Source organism: Moorella naiadis (nom. illeg.) (assembly GCF_051020825.1).
GTDB classification, from domain to species: domain Bacteria; phylum Bacillota; class DSM-521; order Neomoorellales; family Neomoorellaceae; genus Neomoorella; species Neomoorella naiadis.
Genome location: NZ_JAXGFQ010000015.1, coordinates 34,455 through 52,210 on the forward strand (window position 1 = coordinate 34,455; position 17,756 = coordinate 52,210).

Genomic DNA, 17,756 nt, shown 5'->3' on the forward strand with positions numbered 1-17,756 from the left:
TTTGAAGGTAGTTAATTTGCTGGCCGTGGTTGATGCCGGCAAGTGCCGGGGCTGTAAAACCTGTGAAAAGGTGTGCCCGGTACTGGCCATCAAGGTAGAAAACAAAAAAGCTATCGTTGATGCAGAACGCTGCCGCGGCTGTGCCGCCTGTGAGCAACGTTGCCCGGACTACGCTATTACCATGGTGAAACGCGAGCAGCCGGTTGTGGTCAAAGTAGATGTCAGCGCCGTCGACTATAGCCAGATAGAAGGACTCTGCCGCCGGGCCAAACTTAACCCGGAACAGATTATCTGCTATTGTACTGCCACCCGGGCCGAAGAAGTTGCTGCCGCCATTTTACAGGGGGCCAGGTCGCCAGAGGAAGTCTCCTTCCTTACCGGGACCCGAACAGGGTGTAAAGTTGAATGTATCCAGCCCATCCTGCGTCTTCTGGAAGCTGCCGGCATTAAACCTGAACCGCCTAAAGATGGCTGGCAGTGGTACGGCCGGACAGTAACGGTGTGGGAGATTCCCGAAGGAGTTAAACAAAAGTATGCCAGCCGGGGCTTTTACTTCGACGAGGACATCAAGCTGCTAGACCGGGTAGTGGCAGCACCTGTACAGGGAAGGAGGGATTTCTGATGCGTCCTCCGATCACACCTTTACCCCCAAGGAAGTCCCAGTACGGCATTGATCCGTCATTAGTAAAAACCAGGGTCAGTGAGCTGCCGGGTATGACCTCAGTTTTGCTAAAAGAACTCTTTCCCGACCTGCCGGAAGTAATTTATCCCGGCGCCGAGGGAGTGGCTGCTGTAAGGAAAGCCACGGAAGCAGCCCTGGCTAAAATCGATATGAGCAAGATTAAGCCGGAACACTCGGTCAATATCCTGGCCTCCCATCACGGCTTCACGCTCCTGGGTGGCGAACCCTACGCCGAAATGCTGAAGACCCTCAAAGACGTTATCGAAACCCGGACGGGGTGTAAAAATATCCGCCTGCGAGCCGGGGTGGGCCTGCGCTTCCGGGAGACGGAAGAGTATATCAAGCGTTACGGGTTGGATAAACACTTCGGCGGCAAGGCCATTGGCGTGGCCCCCATCGACCAGGGGATACCCATCGAAACGGAAGTTGGAACCCTCTATGGCCTCCGCAAGGCTTATGATGCGGACTGGATCGTCCACGCCCATAACAGCGACGTGCGGGAGGTCCATTTCCACCGCCAGGTAGACCGGGCCGTAAAACCCTTCGGCATGTCCTACGCCCGCATTGAGACCCGGTCCACCTATCACCAGAACCTGGGTCCCCGGGCGGCCAACTTTACGGCCAGGGCCATCTTTGACTCGCCCTTTGTCCAGAGCAAGTTCGCCTTTGCTTCCTTCCTGACGGTGGCGCCCAACGGCATCACCGGCGTCGACGCCGACAACGACCTCTACGCCCTGAACGACCGGGTAACCCGGATCGGCTGCCGTTACTACGGCAAGATGATGACCCTCTTCGGCGAGATCGACGAGTGCATTGCCGCCCTGGATTTCCCCTGCCCGGTGGTCTATGTCTTCTCAGCGGGGGTGATATACGCCAACTTTGCCGGTTCCAACACGGACCTCTACGACCTGGATATGCCCCTGCCGGCCTATACCTGGTACACGGAAGCCTTTTACGGCAAGGCCGGGCGGCCCTTACTGGATGATATCCCGCCGGTGAACCCGGCTATCAAGATGTGCGTCCACAACTACGCCTGGACGGGTTATCCCAGCGCCTTCTTCAGCGAGCACATCCCCACGGTGGTAGTGGGCCAGGAGCAGGCGGACCTCTTCAACCGCGACCCCCAGAACCTGACCTATATGCAGCACGCGGTGGTGGCGGAAAGCACGGAAGCCGCCATGGAGTTCGCCTATAAAACCACCGGTACAAGGAAGGTCATTATCTTCGACGGCGCCATGGGCGGCATCAACGTCAGCGAACCCCTGGCGGAGCTGCTGCTTAAGAAAGCCCCGGCAGTCAGCGAGCGGGTGGACAACGAACTCCTACCCAAATGGCTACGCCAGCGCGGCGTGGATATGTCGGTCTTAAAGCAGGGCGCGTAACTTCTGAGCGGTGCAAGGGCATGTCCCTGCCCGGTCTAGAGTTTCATGGGTGGGGTAGGCGGCATTCTCCCCGGAGGATGCCGCTCCCCTCGAGTTTTTTCGATTAATGGTAATAAATGCTATGCCAGAAAAATTTCTGAAGGAGGGTCCATTTATGGCAATTGCTAAAGCCCCCACACCTCGGAAGAGTAGCCTGGTTGAACCCGGCCCCGGGTATGCTTCTGGTTTCGGCGACCTACCGCGCCACTTGAATGTTAATACCATCACGGCAGGCATCATTGCCACTGTCTTTGGTTGTACCGGTCCGGCTTTGATTGTGATGAATGCCGCAGCCAACGGTAAATTGACCCAGGCCCAGACCATCTCCTGGCTCTTTTCCATCTATTTCTTTGGTGGCCTGCTGGGCGTATTACTGGCTGGTTACTACAAACAGCCCATCAACGGCGCCTGGTCGATCCCGGGAGCGGTGATGCTCGCCTCTGCCCTACCTTTATTCCCCTTTAACCAGGTAGTAGGTGCCTATTTTATAGCCGGCGTCCTGGTACTCTTATTGGGTATTTCCGGCCTCATCGGTAAAGTCATGCGCTGGCTGCCAGGACCAATTGTCATGGCTATGATTGCCGGGGCAATGATCCGCTTTGGTACCGGGATTGTCACTTCGGTCCAAAAGTCCCCCCTGATTGCCGGTATTGGCCTGCTGGTCTACTTTCTTATGTCCCGGTTAACAAAAAAGGTGTCACCTGTCCTGGGAGCCCTGGTAGCCGGGGTAATCGCGGCCCTGTTTTTTGGCGGTTTTAAATTTTCGGCTGTCAACGTCCAGTGGATTGCTCCCCAGGTATTTTGGCCTGAGTTCGGCCTGGGCTCCCTCTTATCCATTGGTATTCCCCTGGCGGCCCTGGTGGTCGGTGCTGAAAACGCCCAGGCCATCGGCGTCCTCATGGCCCAAGGGTATAAACCTCCTATTAATATGATGACCATTGCCAGCGGCATTGGCGGTATAGTGACATCTTTCTTCGGTGGGCATAATGCCAATATTGCCGGTCCCATGACGGCTATCTGCTCTTCTAGTGAAGCAGGAGAAGATAAAAACGGTCGCTATGCAGCCAGTATCGTTAATGGCATTACTTTTGGAGCTTTTGGCCTTGTTGCCAGCGTAGCCGTACCTTTTGTCAAGGCTTTGCCAGCGGACCTGGTATCTCTCCTGGCTGGCCTGGCTATGATCGGCGTCCTAGTAAGTTCTTTTGAAATGGCCTTTTCATCGAAAAAATTTAAGGTAGGGGCATTCTTTGCTCTGGTTATCGCCATGTCGGGGATTACCGTATTGAAGATTAGTGCTCCATTTTGGGCCCTGATTGGCGGGGTGATTGTTTCCTTGCTGGTTGAACCAAAGGACTTTGAGAGTAATAATTGATTTTAATGGATTGATAGCCGTTACGACCCGTTATATTAATCGGATTGAGAAAGTACGGGACGAGGCCAGCTTTACCGGGAGCGATCTCTTTTATCGCCATCGCTCCATTAAAGAACCCGTGGAAGTGGAACTCCTGCGGCGGGCGGCGACGGCCGCCCGCCGCGGCATGGAAGCGGCCGTTAAAAGCTTCCGGCTAGGGGTCACGGAATTCTATGTTTTTGCCGGAGCAGATGATTACTACCACCATGGCCAAATGTCGAGCTCCAATTTTGCCGTATATATTTAGCAAAAAGGTGAAGTCTTATATAACGATAAGCGGGAGAATTACCAAGCGGGAGCATGAATACCATGCTTAACCCAGAAGGACGGGCGGACAAAAATAGAGCTTAAGGCAGGTACAGAAAGATGAAAATCGCCTACTTTGAATGCTTTTCCGGTATCAGCGGTGATATGTGCCTGGGGGCTCTGCTGGCCAACGGCCTCTCTCTGGAAGAACTGGTGACAGGATTAAAAGGCCTGGCCCTGGAGGGATGGGAATTAGAAGCCAGAGAAGTCCAGCAGCAGGGTATTGCGGCTATAGACATAGATGTAAAGGTATCCGGTCGCCAGCCCCACCGCCACCTGGAAGATATCCTGGCATTGATTGACGGCAGCCCGCTGCCTGCTCTGGTGCGGGAAAAAGCAGGGGCTGTCTGCCGGCGCCTAGCGCAGGCAGAAGGGAAGGTACACGGCATTGCTCCCGAAAAGGTTCACTTCCATGAAGTCGGGGCCGTCGATGCCATTATCGATATCGTAGGAACCGTCCTGGGACTGCACCTGCTGGGTATTAAGCAGGTTATGGCCTCACCCCTGCCCTTGGGTTCCGGCTGGGTCGAATGCCATCACGGCAAGCTGCCGGTACCGGCACCGGCGACCCTTTACTTGCTCCAGGGCTACCCAGTTTACGGCACTGATGATGAAGCCGAGCTGGTAACCCCCACCGGTGCAGCCCTGATCACCACCCTTGCTGAGAGTTTTGGCTCTTTCCCGGCCATGAATTTGACCAGCGTCGGTTTTGGCGCCGGTAAAACCCTGCTCTCCCATCCCAACCTCCTGCGCCTTGCCCTGGGTGAGGTTAACAGCGGGCAACTAGAAGGGGAAGAAAGCAGCCTGGTTATCGAAACAACCATCGACGATATGAACCCCGAGTTTTTTCCCGCCCTTATGGAGCAGGTGTTGACTGCCGGTGCTGTTGATGCCTTCTTCACCCCGGTACAGATGAAGAAAGGCCGGCCTGGTATCCTTTTTACGGCCCTTTGTCCGGAGAATAAATTGGCGGCAGTGGCGGCAGCCATTTTTGCCCATTCCAGCACCCTGGGGTTGCGTTTTCGCCGTGATCGGCGCCTGGTCTGCCGGCGGCGGAGTATTGAAGTTCTAACTCCCTATGGGCCGGTCGCTGTCAAATTGGGAGTTTATCATGATTCCGATGGCCGAGCAATCACCAACGTTGCTCCGGAATACGAAGCCTGCCGCCGGGCCGCGCTGGCCGCCGGTGTTCCTGTGAAGGAAGTCTACGCCGCCGCCATGGCTGCCGCCCGGGCCGTAGAGGTACAGTGAGGTGTTTTTACTTTAAAAATCTCGACATGTCAGAGGGCTGGCTTTTTAGTGCTACCATAAGCACGGAAGGGCAATAAAGACCAGGGAGGTAAAAGGCTGCCGGCGTCAGGCAGTTCTGCAGGAGGTGCTCAGCATGGCGGCTCGTTTCGCTAATCGCCTTGAGAAAGCCCAAAAATTAATGGCCGCAGAAAACCTGGATTTGCTTGGTCTATCAGGTCTTGTTGGAGGCCCGGGCCGGGCGATAGCTGCTTTAAGGCCCGGGGTTACCACCGGTGCGGTGGACGCTGCCGCCCGGGAGGTAGTGGCAAAGGCTGCTATGGTGATAGCTACCTGGACTTGGTAGGTTACGGCGTCGGCCTGCGCCAGTCGGAATTCTACCCCATTATCGGTAAAGGGCTGGAGGAGGTTATCGAGGCCGGTATGGTGGTAGATTTACTGCTACCTACTATCTACCGTACCGGCATCGGTGGGCCACGGGTAACAGACGTCATTTACGTCGGGGAGGATAAGAATGAGGTCCTGACGGAATACCCGCGGGAATTGATTCGGGTGTAGCTACTACAGGTAAATTAGTCCGGCACGAGCAATGTGCGGCCTATATGGACGACGCCTACGCCAAACTAACAGGCAAACCGGGCCTCTGCCTGGCCACCACCGGCCCCGGGGCCACCAACCTGGTGACAGGGGAATGTGCTATTAGCCTGCGCAGGCGTCTATACCTCTCAGGGGAGGATAGGCGCCTTTTTCTTTAGCGTCTTTTTCCACACTGGTTGGAGGATACATAATGCCATCCGCTTACATCTTAACTGCTGCCCCGATTAAAACCTAAGGGCAACTATAATAGCAGGACAAAGGCATTTAGGGTTTTTCAGGTATCCTTCCCTTTGTTTTGTTCCGGGTTTATGTTATTATATATGTCAAGAGGTGATGTATAATGAGGACGACATTATATGTCGATCGTCAGCTGCTCAAAGAAGCTATGCGCCTGGCCAATGTCAAGAAAATGACTGAAACCGTTAACCTGGCTTTAGCCGAGTTTGTTCACCGCCGGAAGATGGAAGAATTGGCCTCATGTTTGGGCACTTTGGACCTTAACCTGACCCAGGCAGGACTGGAGCAGTTGCGACGCGATGAATAAATACCTGGTGGACACCTCTACCTGGATTGAAGCTCTGCACCGCCGGGGCAACCCGTTGGCGAGGGAATGGCTTAAGGCATCTCTGCTACAAGAGAAGGTAGCTATTGTACCCCCTGTTAAAGCCGAAATCCTCTCAGGAGCGATCAGTGAAAAGCAGTTTAACAGGTTGCAGAGGGAGCTCGATGCCGTAGCAATGCTGGAACGCCAGGATGAGGTATGGGAAAAAGCGGCTCGCCTGAATTTTACCTTGCGGCGTCAGGGGCTAAATCTGCCGCTGATAGACGTTTTGATTGCCAGCTCGGCGCTTCTGCACAGGTATATCCTGGTCCATCATGACCGCCATTACGAGATGATCAAAAGGGCCGAGCCCGCTTTAATCACCCTGGTTGTACCGCCGCTGGATGAACCTTTGCCGGAAAAGTCCTTGCGCGCCTCCGTAAATTGATATTCAGCCAGCATACTCATCCCCCCGCACCTCCATTTTATACATAATGAGCGGAAGGTACTGGGCGATTATAAAGGTATGCTGGCATAAAGGAATATATTCATGTATAATATTAACATGAAGACCCATTTGGAGGTAGTGTATCTCATGAATAAGGTTCCTTTTCAGGTCTATCTGGACCAAAGAGTTCATGAACGGTTAAGGCAGGTGGCGAAGAAAAAAAAGGTATCCAAGTCCGACCTGGTGCGAAAATATCTTTACCGCGGTCTCGAGGAAGATCTAGGTGGGGAGGATCCAGCCCTGGATATTATCGGTATGGGAACGGGAAAAACTCCCGATATGGCTCAAAGGCATGATCACTATTTCGTTCTACGGGAAAGGGAGACCTGGAAAGAGTGAAGAAGTTGTTTGTAGATACTTCGGCCTGGGTAGCAGTAGTCAACCGCCGGGATCAGTACCATACCATTGCGGTCCCCTTTTATAAAAAAGCATTGAAAAACTATGGACAGCTTCTAACGACTAATCTGGGCTGCTGAAACCTATGTTTTATTGCGCCTCGATAGCGGTCTGGATGTAGCGCTGGGCTGGTGGGAGAAAATAAGTACCTCACTGAAAATTCAGGTTGTCTATATAGATTCAGATATTACAACAGAAGCTGTGAAACTATTACGCAAGTTCGACGATCAAACCTTCTCCTTGACCGATGTAGTTTCGTTTAAAGTTATGGAACGTGGGGGGATTGAAGAAGCTTTTGCCTTTAATATTCATTTTAAAGTAGCCGGTTTTACCATATTGCCATGAAAACCGGTTGCTTCACCGCAGGTGCTCCAGGATCTGCAGCAGCCGGAAGGCCGGTTCGTCGGTGGTTTTAATGTTTTGCCGGGCGATATCCCGCAGGCGGCGGATGCAGGCGGTGTAGTCACGGTTGAAAATAAATTTGATAATAATTTCCCGGGTACCGGTATTTGCCGGGAGGCGGAGGAGGTCCTGGACCAGGCCCCGGGAAACGGCCGGCGCCCAGAGCATAAAGACGGGTTCCCGGTCAGGAAAGTTGGCGGCAGCGAAGGCAGCCGCTCTTTTGATTTTATGGCTGACCCGCTCCACGGTGGCAGCGTTGCTGTCACCATAGAGGAGCCCGCGCAGGTGGGTGGCTACCTCGCAGAGGTAGATTTTATTACCCTCCGGGTCCAGGGCAACGACATCGAGTTCACCGTTGTCGTCCAGGTGGCAGTTATAGACCACGATCTTGCAACCCAGGACGTATTTAAAATAGGAACCGACCAGGCTTTCACCGATGTCCAAAGGGCACCCTCCGTTTACTTTTCTAAATTCCCGCGTTATCTCCGGGGGTAAACCGGAACCAGCCTTTGGGGACTTTTCCGGAAATTATGGAGCGGGCATCAGTCTGCCCCTGAGGTGCTCTTGTTAATCCCATTTATTTCCTCTCGCCGCCCCTGAAAATCCTGCTTCCGGCCGCATAACATGTATAGTAGCCGGTCATGCAGGTGAATCAGGCTGGCACGGGAGGGACAGCCATGCCCAGGGGCAAGTTAAAAAAGGTTTTTCCCGGTGGGAATACCTATATGGGTTTCTATTCTTTCTATGATTTTATTATTGAACCTGATGCCACCCGCATCTTTATCGTCAAGGGAGGTCCGGGGGTTGGGAAGTCGACCTTTATGCGCAAAATTGGTGAAGCCATGCTGGAGCGGGGCTTTGACGTGGAGTTTCACTGCTGTTCCTCGGATAACGAATCCCTGGACGGCGTGGTCATCCCCAAGATCCGGGTAGCCATTATCGACGGTACGGCTCCCCACATCGTTGACCCCAAGAACCCCGGGGCTGTGGATGAGATTATCCACCTGGGCGATTACTGGGATGAAGGTAAGGTGCGGGCCAGCAAGGAAGAGGTCCTCCAGGATAACCAGCGCATCAGTCGCCTGTACCGTATCGCCTACAGTGCTTTGAAGGAAGCTAAGGTCATCCGGGACGAGTGGGAAAGCTACGTGACCGAGAGCATGCTCTGGCCCCGGGTCTACCAGGCCAAGGCCGAGCTCCTCGAAGCTATTTTTGCCGGCGTAAGGTCCCGCTATAACCAGCCGGCCAGGGAGCGCCATCTTTTTGCCACCGCCCTGACCCCCCGCGGCCTGGTAACCGGCAACCTGGAAACCCTGCTCCAGGACGGGCAACGGCTGTATACAGTAGCAGGGGACCCGGGCAGCGGCGTACCGGGGATTCTGGCCACGGTAGCCCGGGTGGCCAACGAAAAGGGACTGAATACCGAGGTCTACCACTGTCCCTTCGACCCCAACAATATTGACATGGTCATAATCCCGGAGATCCAGGCGGCGGTTATGAACTGGCAGCCACCCCACGCTATCGACCTGCAGGCCATGCCCAATCTTCAGGTGGCCATGGCTTTGGATTTAAACCGCTTTATTGATCGGGAGCATTTAAATCTCTACGGTAATGAGATTGCCAGCGCCGTCGTGCGCTACCAGGCTGCCCTGGACCGGGCCATCGCCCATATCCGCGAGGCAAAGATCACCCATGACCACATGGAGGGCTACTATATCCCGGCCATGAATTTTGAGGCCATTGACTACAAACGGGAAGAGATCCTCCAGCGCATCCTGGGCTATGCGGCTGAGGTCCTGGGTCAGGCGTAAATATAGCGGAGTATTAGGCGGATGCAGATTATCCTACCTGAATTTTTACGCTGGCAACCGGGGGCGGGCCAGTGGGCCATCCCGGTCAGTGCTTGGGGCCGGGGGTCGCACCGGCACCTCCGCTTGCGGCGCGTATGGCTGGACAGCCGTCCCGTCGACCGCTACAATGTTATCTTTCCCCTGGTCCTGCCGGTTTACCTCTTACCGGCCGGGGCCGCTACCGCCGACCCCGTGGCCTTCCTGCGGACCCTGGCGGCAGGGGATAAACGTTACCCCTGCTCATGGTTGTTTATTAAAGCAGCTGGCCTGCCGGCTCTGCAGGTTGCCGGCGGTGGGCATACCCTGGAATTAGAATTCGTTTCCTTTGGCGGTCGCGTTTACCGGGCCGAAACCCCGATCCTGGTGGCCCCCCTGCCGGTTCATCCCCGCTGGCAGCCGGTGGAGTTGCAGATGCATAACGCCTGTCACGACGACGGCCATTGGCCACCGGCGGCCATAGTAAAGGAACTAGCCGGCAGGGGCTACCGCGCCCTCTACTTTACCCCCCATGCCGATTTGCTTGCCGGTTCCTGGGAGGGCTTTGCCGGTTACTGCCGGGAGTTGTCGGGCATCATGGCGGTCTTTCCTGGTCTGGAGCTGGCCACCCGGGACAGCGCCGGTCACCTGCTTCTTTACGGCCTGGCGGACCTGGAGGGCTGGGAGAATGCCAGGGACCCCGGCCAGGAGATTATTGATCGGGTTAATAAACTGCCGGGCTTTAGCGCCTCGGTAACTATAGCCCATCCCTTCGGCCGGCCGCCCTGGCCCTGGGAAACCGAACCGGTGGTAAACTACAGCGGCCTGGAGGTTTTCTCCGGCCTGCAATGGCACTTTGACCTGCAGTCGCGGCCTCTGGAGCTGTGGCGGGCCGAGGTAGCCCGCCTGGCGGGAAGGGTAGCGCAGGCCGGCTTCTTCCCTTCCGCCCGGGCGGGGAGCGACTGGCACCAGATACTGCCTTACCAGGGTTATATAACCTATATTTACCTGCCGGAGGGGTGGAGCGGGTTACCCTGGGAGGTCAAGAAATACTTGCTGGACCTGGCCCTGCGCCGGGGCCAAACGGTAGCCAGCCACCACGGCGGCCTGGGTTATTTTTTAATCAACGGCCAACCGCCGGGATCGCTGATTACTCTGCCGCCGGGGGCGGTTATGGAGATCGAGATCGCCTGGCAGGGAGTAGTCGCCGGTAAACATCAATTATTTCTTTTTCAGGGAAACAATAGTGAAGTTCCTGTTTGGCAAGGGGAAGCCACCGGCACCAGTGAAAGACGTACCTGGATTTTTAAATTGCCGGCTCCGAGAGAGCTTTCCTATTACTGGTTATACGTAAGCGGGCCGGATCAAGTCCTGACCTCGCCTGTTTTTATCAGGCCTTGGGGGTGAGAGCGCCCGGAAAGCTTGAAAATACCATTCGTTTACCCGGGACTTGATATTCGAAAGGTAAAAAATGTTGAAAGCCGTCGGGGACAATGCTATAATCGAAGAGGTAAAAAGGCGTCCTTTTACCAGGGCGCTTTCGTTTTGATTAGGAGCTTGTAGGGAGGGAAAGCCAATCTATGGTGGACAGCCGGGAAACGATTTTACAGCAAGTTGCCGACCTGGGCGTAAAATTTATTCGCCTGCAGTTTACCGATATCTTTGGGGTGCTAAAGAATGTAGCTATTACTCCGGATCAGCTCCCCAAGGCCCTGAATAACGAGTTGATGTTCGACGGGTCTTCCATCGAGGGGTTCGTCCGCATTGAAGAATCCGATATGTACCTGCGCCCGGACCCCGCCACTTTTACCATTTTTCCCTGGAAACCCAACGGCGACGCCGTGGCGCGTTTAATCTGCGACGTTTATAACGCCGACGGTACGCCCTTTATCGGTTGTCCCCGGGGAACCCTACGGCGGGCCATCGCCGAAGCAGAGGCCCTGGGTTTTACCATGAACGTCGGCCCGGAGGCCGAGTTTTTCCTCTTTCATACTGACGCCAGCGGCCGGCCGACCCTGGAGACCCACGACCGCGCCGGTTACTTTGACCTGACGCCGGTGGACCTGGGGGAGGACGCCCGGCGGGATATGGTCCTCACCCTGCAGCAGATGGGTTTTGAAATCGAGGCCTCCCATCATGAGGTAGCCCCCGGCCAGCACGAGATTGACTTTAAATACGCCGACGCCCTGCGGACGGCCGATAATATCGCCACCTTCAAGTTCGTGGTGCGGACCATCGCCCAGCGCCACGGCCTCCATGCCACCTTTATGCCCAAGCCCATCTATGGTATTTCCGGTTCGGGCATGCACTGCAATATCTCCCTTTTCCGTGACGGTCAGAATGCCTTTTATGACCCGGACGGCGATCTCCAGCTGAGCCGGGTCGCCTTCTACTTTATCGGCGGCCTGATGGCCCACGCCCGGGGCATGACGGCGATTACCAATCCTACGGTGAATTCCTACAAACGCCTGGTACCGGGCTATGAAGCCCCGGTTTATATCGCCTGGTCACCCCGGAACCGCAGCCCCCTGATCCGTATCCCGGCCAAACGCGGCCTGTCGACGCGGCTGGAGGTGCGTCACCCCGATCCCTCGACCAATCCCTACCTGGCCATTGCCGTCATGTTGAGGGCCGGCCTGGACGGCATCAAAAACCGTATTGAGCCGCCAGCGCCCATTAACGCCAATATCTTTGACATGGAAGCAGCCCGTCTCAAAGCGGAGGGTATCAGCCTGCTGCCTGGCACCCTGGACGAAGCCCTGGTGGAATTAGAGCAGGATGCTGTTATCCGCGAAGCCCTGGGTCCCCATATCTACCAGCGCTTTATCGAGGCCAAACGCATCGAGTGTGAGGAGTATCGCACCCGGGTGCACCAGTGGGAGATCGAACACTACCTGACAAAGTTTTAGGAGGGGTTCCCGTGAACTACCAAATAGCCATCCTGGGCGGTGGCCCGGGGGGTTACGTAGCCGCCATCCGGGCGGCCCAGCTGGGGGCGAAGGTCGTCGTCATCGAGCAGGACGCTTTAGGCGGTACCTGCCTCAACCGGGGCTGCATCCCCACCAAGGCCCTGCTGGCCGGAGCGGCCCTGGTGAAGGGTCTCCAGGGAGCGGCGGCCTTTGGCATTGACGTCCAAGATTACAGCGTCGACTACAGCCGCCTGGCAGCGCGGAAAGACGCCGTAGTCAAGCAGCTGACGGGGGGTATCGCTTACTTATTCAAAAAGAACAAAGTCGACCTTATTCAGGGGCGCGGGTTCCTGAAAGGCCCCGGCCAAATCGAAGTAGCCACCACCGAGGGCACCCTCGAGAACATCGTGGCCGAGAACATCATCCTGGCCACCGGGTCAGAGCCGGCCTTGATTAAGGCCCTGGGCTATAATGGCCACACCGTCGTCACCAGCACCGAGGCCCTGGCCTGGACGGAGGTACCGGCCGAACTTCTGGTAATCGGCGGCGGGGTCATCGGCTGCGAGTTTGCCACCCTCTTCGCCACCCTGGGGAGTAAGGTCACCATCGTCGAGATGATGCCCACCATCCTGCCTATGATCGACAGTGAGATCGCCCGGCGCTTCAGTATGATCCTCAAAAAAGCCGGGGTCGAGATTAAAACGAAAGCCCAGATCACTGCGGTTAAAGAAGACGGCGGCCGGGTCCAGGCCACCCTGGCCGGCGGCCAGACTATCGCCGCCGACAAAATTCTCATCTCCATCGGCCGCCAGTTCAACACCCGCGGCCTGGGGTTGGAAGAAGCCGGCGTCACCCTGGGGCCGAAGGGGGAAATCGTCGTCGACGACTACCTGCGTACCAGCGTCCCCGGCATCTATGCCATCGGCGATGTCACCAACAAGATCCAGCTCGCCCATGTCGCCTCAGCCCAGGGCCTGGCGGCAGTGGCCACCATCATGGGCCGGCCGACGAAAGTCAACTACGACGCCGTACCCAACTGCATCTACACCCTGCCGGAGATCGCCGGCGTCGGCCTGACGAAAGAAGCGGCCGAAGAGCGGGGTATGAAGGTCAAGGTCGGCAAATTCCCTTTCCTGGCCAGCGGCAAGGCCCTCTGCAGCGGCGAAACCGAAGGCTTGGTCAAGGTCATCGCCGAAGAAGGGAGCGACCGGGTGGTCGGGGTCTTCATCATGGGCCCCCACGCCACCGAGCTCATCGCCGAAGGTGCCCTGGCTGTGAGCCAGGGGGTTACCGCCACCGAACTGGCGGCGACAATCCACGCCCATCCCACCCTTTCTGAAGCTGTCATGGAGGCCGCTGAGGCTGTCCACGGAATGAGCATCCATTCGTAGCGGTCATCAAAATTATCCGGGACTTACCACAGAGGCTAAAAGCGCAGGGGCTGAAAGCCCCCTTAACTTCAGGTTCCTCCTGCCCGCCGTTCAAACCAGGGACGAAGTACCCTTGATAATTTACTGTAAACAGATGCAGAAGCCCCTTTGGACCAAAGGCGGTAAGCAAAGTACTGGAAAGAGATTTTTGGGAGGAATATAGCAGACAGCAATGGTCAATTCATCTGAAACAACCGGTAAGCGGCGCATGCCTCCCTGGCTCCACAAACGCCTGCCGGCGTCCGGTGACATCGAGGCCACCCGGCGGCTCCTGGCCGACCTGCACCTCAACACCGTCTGCCAGAGCGCCCGCTGCCCCAACCAGGGGGAGTGTTTCGCCCACCGGACGGCCACCTTTTTGATCCTAGGCAACACCTGCACCCGCAACTGCCGCTTCTGTGCCGTCGAGCACGGCCGGCCGGAGGGCGTGGATCAGGATGAACCTCATCGCGTGGCTGAAGCGGCCCGGCGCCTGGGGCTTAAACACGTGGTCGTTACCTCAGTGACCAGAGACGACCTGCCCGACAGCGGTGCCGGCCACTTTGCCGCCACCATTACCGCCCTGCGGGCAGCCCTGCCCCAGGCCTATATTGAAGTATTAACCCCGGACTTCCGCGGCAGCCGTGACGCCCTGGCTATCGTTGCCCGGGCGCAGCCGGACATCTTTAACCACAACGTCGAAACAGTGCCCCGGCTCTACCTAGAGGTCCGGCCCCAGGCCGATTATCGCCGCAGCCTGGACGTCCTCAAAAAAATGAAAGAACTCGACGCCGGCATCTATACCAAATCCGGCCTGATGGTCGGCCTGGGGGAAACCCGGGAAGAAGTCCTGGCAGTCATGGCCGACCTGCGGGCTGTGCAGTGTGACATCCTCACTATCGGCCAGTACCTGCGGCCCTCTCCCCAGCACCTGGAGATTAAAGAATTCGTCACCCCCGCGACCTTTGCCTGGTACGCGGAAAAGGGGAAGGAGTATGGCTTCCTCTATGTCGCCTCCGAACCCTACGTCCGCAGCTCCTACCACGCCGCAGCGTTCAGCGAGCAAATGCTAAAGGTCAAGAACAGGAAGCAAGACGAAAAAAGACGAAAATAAAATGGCACCCATTACGAGCTGGAACTGCAGCAGGTTACGAACGAAAAAATAGAAAAATAGCAGTCCCCTTGACATCCCAGCTTTTTTGCGGCATAATAAAATCGTCAGCGCGGTGAGACATAGGTGAGGAGCTAATTTCTCGCCGCGGAAAATAATAGCAATCGGGCGCATAGCTCAGTGGGAGAGCACTTCCTTGACGCGGAAGGGGCCGCAAGTTCAATCCTTGCTGCGCCCACCATTTCAGCAAAGAGGACCCTTGCTTAAAGTAAGGGTCCTCTTTGTTAGCAAAAATTAACTCCATGCCAATTTCAGCCGTAGCCTGAGGCCTTGGGATTCCTCGCTTTTTAAGGCATGTATAAGAGCAGCCTTGTATACAAATCATGGGCGGCACATATAATAGCAGCACAAGGGGGTGCAAGGCCCATGAACATTACGCTCATTACTGCCAGGCCGATAGATTTTTTGCAGGCCGAGTTTAACCATAGATTTAACTATACAATTGGCCTCCACCTGTGGCAGGCTGGAGGAGTAAACTTCTTTCGCTGCTTCCTGGAGACAGGGCGGGGCCGACCTTCGCAAAGGGATATCAAGCGCTTTCAGGAACAGGTGGCCGAAATTGTGGCCACTTTTATTGTCGAAAGATGGGAAAAAGACCTGCTGGCCAGCATCCTAACCAGCGAATATGAGGGCCTGGATGAAGAAGCTATCGAGGAAATCTGCCGGCGCGCCCAGGCCATCCTGGATCAGGGAGAGAACAGCTACCTGCAGGTTCAGCAGGGGCGAGGCGAGGCTATCTATGAGCGGGTATTGGAGTATTTCCAGGAAAACAACTGGTTGAATATTGATGGTTTCCTCCGCTTCCGCCTGCCGGACTACCTGCTGGAACTGGATCAGGCCCTGGAAGAAGCTGTTGATGAATTCTTAATGGAAAAGGAGTACGACGAATTTGTCCGCCTCCTGCGTTATTTTGTCGAAGCCCAGGAACCCCGGGTGGAAAAGGTCCATGTGATCTTGAGTCCCGGCGGCGGTTTCCAGCTCTATGACGGTGAGAACCGCAATCTCAATGGTGAGTACCTGGAGGGTTTCATGGTAGATATGGCGGATGGCGATTTAAATTATGAGGATCTCTTAATCAGCGCCCTCATAACCATCTCCCCCCGCCAGGTAATCCTGCATGCTGTAGATAAAGGCCGCTGTCACAATACCATTACTACGATTAAAAGTGTCTTTGGTGAACGAGTTATCCAGTGTAACGGGTGCAGTCGCTGTTTACAACCCCTGCAAAAGCGGTAGGGGGCAATTGGCCCATAATTAGCCCCGGGTCGGATTATTAACTAACAGGTAAACGTTATCCTCCTTGCCGCAATTTAATGACATAACTGCATCCAGATGTTTAAATTTTAACTAAGGCCGGGCACCTTGTATTTTAGCCTGGCTTTTGTTATTATCTGCTTCGATGAGGTGAAATAAAATGCTTGCCAGGTGGGTTTTAATCCCTCTTATCGGAGCTTTTATAGGTTGGCTGACAAACGTCATTGCTATCAGGATGCTCTTCCGGCCCCGCCGGCCGGTGAAGATATTATTCTGGACCCTGCAGGGACTTATTCCTAAACGCCAGGCGGAAATAGCCGCCAATATAGCCGGAGTCGTTGATAAAGACCTGCTACCTTGGCAAGAAGTGCTGGAACAACTACATACCCCGGCCCTGGAGGACCGCCTGACTACTATGGTGGTAGAAGTGGCGCGGCGGCGCCTGCTGGAACGCCTGCCCTCCTTTATTCCCCCGGGTTTAAAAGAAGCGGCCGGCAGGTCAATAGAAGAAACCCTGCGGCGGGAGATGCCGTCGGCCATCCGGGAGTTACTGGCGGAGATTGGCCGGGCACCGGGGGTCTTTTCTCTGGGAGGCGTAGTGGCGGCCAAGTTTAATAAATTAAACCTGCAGCAGGTGGAAGAAATAGTTGTCGAAGTAGCCGGCCGGGAACTGCGCTATATCGAATGGCTCGGCGGCCTCCTGGGTTTCTTGATCGGCCTGATCCAGGCGCTGCTGGCGGGGTGGTGAGGGACTTCCCGTTAACATAGATGTCTGGTAAAATATTTACAGGATACATCGTGGGAGGAGGCAGTGGCCATGGCTATTTCACCGCGATTTAGCAGTCTACTATTAGAGACTACCCATGCCCATGACATGGATGAAGCTTTATATAAACTCTTTAGTGAATTCCTTGATTTAAAGATCACTAACCTTAAAGAACGCCAACAAGAACTCCAAAAAAAATGGGGCATGTCCTTTCAGGCTTTTAGCCGGCAAATAAAGGATAATAGCTTGCCAAAGGATGCATTTTCTTATGAGGTAGAGAAGGATTACTGGGATTGGGAGGAAATAGAAACCCTTTTAAAACACTACCAGGGGCTAAAAGATAAATGGATGTAGGCAAATTTATAAGAGACCTTTTTGCTAATTTAGCAGGTAAACGGTTCGTAGATGATTACCACCTACAGGTTGAAGTTTTTTTGGTGAAAGGAAAGATTGAACTCAAAGATGATGGCTTTCTCAAGGTATATTACAATGAACGTACTGGTACTTTAGCATTTGCATTAATTAACGAAGAAAAGCGTGTCTGGGGTATCGATAGGGATAATTTACGGGGTTGGCATTGCCATCCCTTTGACGAACCGGAGAGTCATCAAACTATAACCGCACAAAGCTTACTGGATATTATTAATGAAGTTGAGTTCATTTGGCGGCGAATAACACGATTAAACGCGAAACCTTGACAGCTTCCGACTGCAATCGCTATAATGTACCTAACGGCGAAGAAGGAGAAAAGGCCCCTGTACGGCCCACCAGAGAGGGACGCCCTGGCTGCAAGCGTCCCGGGTGATGGCAGGGAGCCGGACCACTCTGGAGCTGCCGGGCTGAAAAAGAGTAAGCTCGGCCGGAAAGCTACCGTTACGAGCGTCGGAGGGGGGCTTGATCCCCCGAAGA

Annotated in this window: 22 protein-coding genes, 1 tRNA gene and 1 pseudogene; 23 read left to right on the plus strand and 1 reads right to left on the minus strand. The window is 55.2% G+C overall.

The window, feature by feature from the left end; genetic code table 11:
* Window position 1 precedes the first annotated feature (1 nt).
* The 13 genes and pseudogenes from SDD30_RS10720 (at window position 2) to SDD30_RS10780 (ending at window position 7,455) form a co-directional block, all read left to right on the plus strand.
* Complete coding sequence (locus SDD30_RS10720; protein ID WP_434074914.1) at window positions 2–622, plus strand: 4Fe-4S binding protein; 621 nt, start codon at window positions 2–4, stop codon at window positions 620–622.
* A complete protein-coding gene (locus tag SDD30_RS10725; protein ID WP_434074915.1) occupies window positions 622–2,064 on the plus strand; it encodes a hypothetical protein in 1,443 nt (480 codons plus the stop codon). Before SDD30_RS10720 ends, SDD30_RS10725 begins: the two co-directional genes overlap by 1 nt.
* 154 nt (window positions 2,065–2,218) lie before the next feature.
* Entirely contained in the window at window positions 2,219–3,475 is a 1,257-nt protein-coding gene (locus tag SDD30_RS10730) for a benzoate/H(+) symporter BenE family transporter (RefSeq protein ID WP_434074916.1), read from the plus strand.
* Window positions 3,459–3,761: a hypothetical protein gene (locus SDD30_RS10735; RefSeq protein ID WP_434074917.1), complete on the plus strand. Its 303-nt coding sequence runs from the start codon at window positions 3,459–3,461 to the stop codon at window positions 3,759–3,761. Before SDD30_RS10730 ends, SDD30_RS10735 begins: the two co-directional genes overlap by 17 nt.
* A 119-nt stretch (window positions 3,762–3,880) precedes the next feature.
* Window positions 3,881–5,071: a nickel pincer cofactor biosynthesis protein LarC gene (larC, locus tag SDD30_RS10740; RefSeq protein ID WP_434074918.1), complete on the plus strand. Its 1,191-nt coding sequence runs from the start codon at window positions 3,881–3,883 to the stop codon at window positions 5,069–5,071.
* A gap of 133 nt (window positions 5,072–5,204) precedes the next feature.
* The gene (locus SDD30_RS10745) at window positions 5,205–5,414 is read left to right on the plus strand and encodes a hypothetical protein (protein ID WP_434074919.1); all 210 of its coding nucleotides are present in this window, start codon (window positions 5,205–5,207) and stop codon (window positions 5,412–5,414) included.
* Window positions 5,408–5,626, plus strand: a complete 219-nt coding sequence (locus tag SDD30_RS10750) for a hypothetical protein (RefSeq protein ID WP_434074920.1) — start codon at window positions 5,408–5,410, stop codon at window positions 5,624–5,626. The genes SDD30_RS10745 and SDD30_RS10750 overlap by 7 nt, the downstream gene beginning before the upstream one ends.
* Window positions 5,599–5,757 (plus strand): annotated as a pseudogene (locus tag SDD30_RS10755) (thiamine pyrophosphate-binding protein); the annotation flags it as partial. The gene SDD30_RS10750 and the pseudogene SDD30_RS10755, both read left to right, overlap by 28 nt.
* Window positions 5,758–6,005: 248 nt before the next feature.
* Window positions 6,006–6,209 carry a type II toxin-antitoxin system VapB family antitoxin gene (locus SDD30_RS10760; RefSeq protein WP_434074921.1) on the plus strand — a complete coding sequence of 68 codons (204 nt, stop codon included), beginning with the start codon at window positions 6,006–6,008 and terminating at the stop codon, window positions 6,207–6,209.
* On the plus strand, window positions 6,202–6,654 hold the full coding sequence (gene vapC, locus SDD30_RS10765) for a type II toxin-antitoxin system VapC family toxin (protein WP_434074922.1): 453 nt from the start codon (window positions 6,202–6,204) through the stop codon (window positions 6,652–6,654). The genes SDD30_RS10760 and vapC overlap by 8 nt, the downstream gene beginning before the upstream one ends.
* A 147-nt stretch (window positions 6,655–6,801) precedes the next feature.
* Window positions 6,802–7,053, plus strand: a complete 252-nt coding sequence (locus SDD30_RS10770; RefSeq protein ID WP_434074923.1) for a CopG family transcriptional regulator — start codon at window positions 6,802–6,804, stop codon at window positions 7,051–7,053.
* Window positions 7,050–7,190, plus strand: coding sequence for a hypothetical protein (locus SDD30_RS10775; protein ID WP_434074924.1), 141 nt, complete (start codon window positions 7,050–7,052; stop codon window positions 7,188–7,190). Before SDD30_RS10770 ends, SDD30_RS10775 begins: the two co-directional genes overlap by 4 nt.
* 13 nt (window positions 7,191–7,203) lie before the next feature.
* The gene (locus SDD30_RS10780) at window positions 7,204–7,455 is read left to right on the plus strand and encodes a type II toxin-antitoxin system VapC family toxin (protein WP_434074925.1); all 252 of its coding nucleotides are present in this window, start codon (window positions 7,204–7,206) and stop codon (window positions 7,453–7,455) included.
* A gap of 12 nt (window positions 7,456–7,467) precedes the next feature.
* Here SDD30_RS10780 and SDD30_RS10785 read toward each other — a convergent pair whose 3' ends face one another.
* Window positions 7,468–7,956, minus strand: coding sequence for a hypothetical protein (locus tag SDD30_RS10785; protein WP_434074926.1), 489 nt, complete (start codon window positions 7,954–7,956; stop codon window positions 7,468–7,470).
* Window positions 7,957–8,189: 233 nt separating this feature from the next.
* Here SDD30_RS10785 and SDD30_RS10790 point away from each other — a divergent pair, with 233 nt between their 5' ends.
* The 10 genes from SDD30_RS10790 (at window position 8,190) to SDD30_RS10835 (ending at window position 17,545) form a co-directional block, all read left to right on the plus strand.
* Entirely contained in the window at window positions 8,190–9,323 is a 1,134-nt protein-coding gene (locus tag SDD30_RS10790) for a PRK06851 family protein (protein ID WP_434074927.1), read from the plus strand.
* Between the two features lie 21 nt (window positions 9,324–9,344).
* A complete protein-coding gene (locus SDD30_RS10795) occupies window positions 9,345–10,745 on the plus strand; it encodes a CehA/McbA family metallohydrolase domain-containing protein (protein WP_434074928.1) in 1,401 nt (466 codons plus the stop codon).
* Window positions 10,746–10,918: 173 nt separating this feature from the next.
* The gene (gene glnA, locus SDD30_RS10800; RefSeq protein WP_434074929.1) at window positions 10,919–12,247 is read left to right on the plus strand and encodes a type I glutamate--ammonia ligase; all 1,329 of its coding nucleotides are present in this window, start codon (window positions 10,919–10,921) and stop codon (window positions 12,245–12,247) included.
* Window positions 12,248–12,258: 11 nt separating this feature from the next.
* Entirely contained in the window at window positions 12,259–13,638 is a 1,380-nt protein-coding gene (gene lpdA, locus SDD30_RS10805) for a dihydrolipoyl dehydrogenase (protein WP_434074930.1), read from the plus strand.
* Between the two features lie 211 nt (window positions 13,639–13,849).
* Window positions 13,850–14,770, plus strand: a complete 921-nt coding sequence (gene lipA / locus SDD30_RS10810) for a lipoyl synthase (RefSeq protein WP_434074931.1) — start codon at window positions 13,850–13,852, stop codon at window positions 14,768–14,770.
* 163 nt (window positions 14,771–14,933) lie between these two features.
* Window positions 14,934–15,008 (plus strand) — tRNA-Val (locus tag SDD30_RS10815).
* A gap of 185 nt (window positions 15,009–15,193) precedes the next feature.
* Entirely contained in the window at window positions 15,194–16,063 is an 870-nt protein-coding gene (ytxC, locus tag SDD30_RS10820; RefSeq protein ID WP_434074932.1) for a putative sporulation protein YtxC, read from the plus strand.
* A 178-nt stretch (window positions 16,064–16,241) separates the two neighbouring features.
* Window positions 16,242–16,829, plus strand: coding sequence for a DUF445 domain-containing protein (locus tag SDD30_RS10825; protein WP_434074933.1), 588 nt, complete (start codon window positions 16,242–16,244; stop codon window positions 16,827–16,829).
* Between the two features lie 69 nt (window positions 16,830–16,898).
* A complete protein-coding gene (locus SDD30_RS10830; protein ID WP_434074934.1) occupies window positions 16,899–17,201 on the plus strand; it encodes a hypothetical protein in 303 nt (100 codons plus the stop codon).
* Complete coding sequence (locus SDD30_RS10835; RefSeq protein WP_434074935.1) at window positions 17,192–17,545, plus strand: hypothetical protein; 354 nt, start codon at window positions 17,192–17,194, stop codon at window positions 17,543–17,545. Before SDD30_RS10830 ends, SDD30_RS10835 begins: the two co-directional genes overlap by 10 nt.
* Window positions 17,546–17,756 lie beyond the last annotated feature (211 nt).

What these genes read in the sequence shown, in the direction of transcription:
- SDD30_RS10725 (WP_434074915.1), top strand. Translation starts at nt 622, where the DNA reads ATGCGTCCTCCGATCACACCTTTACCCCCAAGGAAGTCCCAGTACGGC.
- SDD30_RS10730 (WP_434074916.1), top strand. Translation starts at nt 2,219, where the DNA reads ATGGCAATTGCTAAAGCCCCCACACCTCGGAAGAGTAGCCTGGTTGAA.
- larC (WP_434074918.1), top strand. Translation starts at nt 3,881, where the DNA reads ATGAAAATCGCCTACTTTGAATGCTTTTCCGGTATCAGCGGTGATATG.
- SDD30_RS10745 (WP_434074919.1), top strand. Translation starts at nt 5,205, where the DNA reads ATGGCGGCTCGTTTCGCTAATCGCCTTGAGAAAGCCCAAAAATTAATG.
- SDD30_RS10760 (WP_434074921.1), top strand. Translation starts at nt 6,006, where the DNA reads ATGAGGACGACATTATATGTCGATCGTCAGCTGCTCAAAGAAGCTATG.
- vapC (WP_434074922.1), top strand. Translation starts at nt 6,202, where the DNA reads ATGAATAAATACCTGGTGGACACCTCTACCTGGATTGAAGCTCTGCAC.
- SDD30_RS10770 (WP_434074923.1), top strand. Translation starts at nt 6,802, where the DNA reads ATGAATAAGGTTCCTTTTCAGGTCTATCTGGACCAAAGAGTTCATGAA.
- SDD30_RS10790 (WP_434074927.1), top strand. Translation starts at nt 8,190, where the DNA reads ATGCCCAGGGGCAAGTTAAAAAAGGTTTTTCCCGGTGGGAATACCTAT.
- SDD30_RS10795 (WP_434074928.1), top strand. Translation starts at nt 9,345, where the DNA reads ATGCAGATTATCCTACCTGAATTTTTACGCTGGCAACCGGGGGCGGGC.
- glnA (WP_434074929.1), top strand. Translation starts at nt 10,919, where the DNA reads ATGGTGGACAGCCGGGAAACGATTTTACAGCAAGTTGCCGACCTGGGC.
- lipA (WP_434074931.1), top strand. Translation starts at nt 13,850, where the DNA reads ATGGTCAATTCATCTGAAACAACCGGTAAGCGGCGCATGCCTCCCTGG.
- ytxC (WP_434074932.1), top strand. Translation starts at nt 15,194, where the DNA reads ATGAACATTACGCTCATTACTGCCAGGCCGATAGATTTTTTGCAGGCC.
- SDD30_RS10825 (WP_434074933.1), top strand. Translation starts at nt 16,242, where the DNA reads ATGCTTGCCAGGTGGGTTTTAATCCCTCTTATCGGAGCTTTTATAGGT.
- SDD30_RS10830 (WP_434074934.1), top strand. Translation starts at nt 16,899, where the DNA reads ATGGCTATTTCACCGCGATTTAGCAGTCTACTATTAGAGACTACCCAT.
- SDD30_RS10835 (WP_434074935.1), top strand. Translation starts at nt 17,192, where the DNA reads ATGGATGTAGGCAAATTTATAAGAGACCTTTTTGCTAATTTAGCAGGT.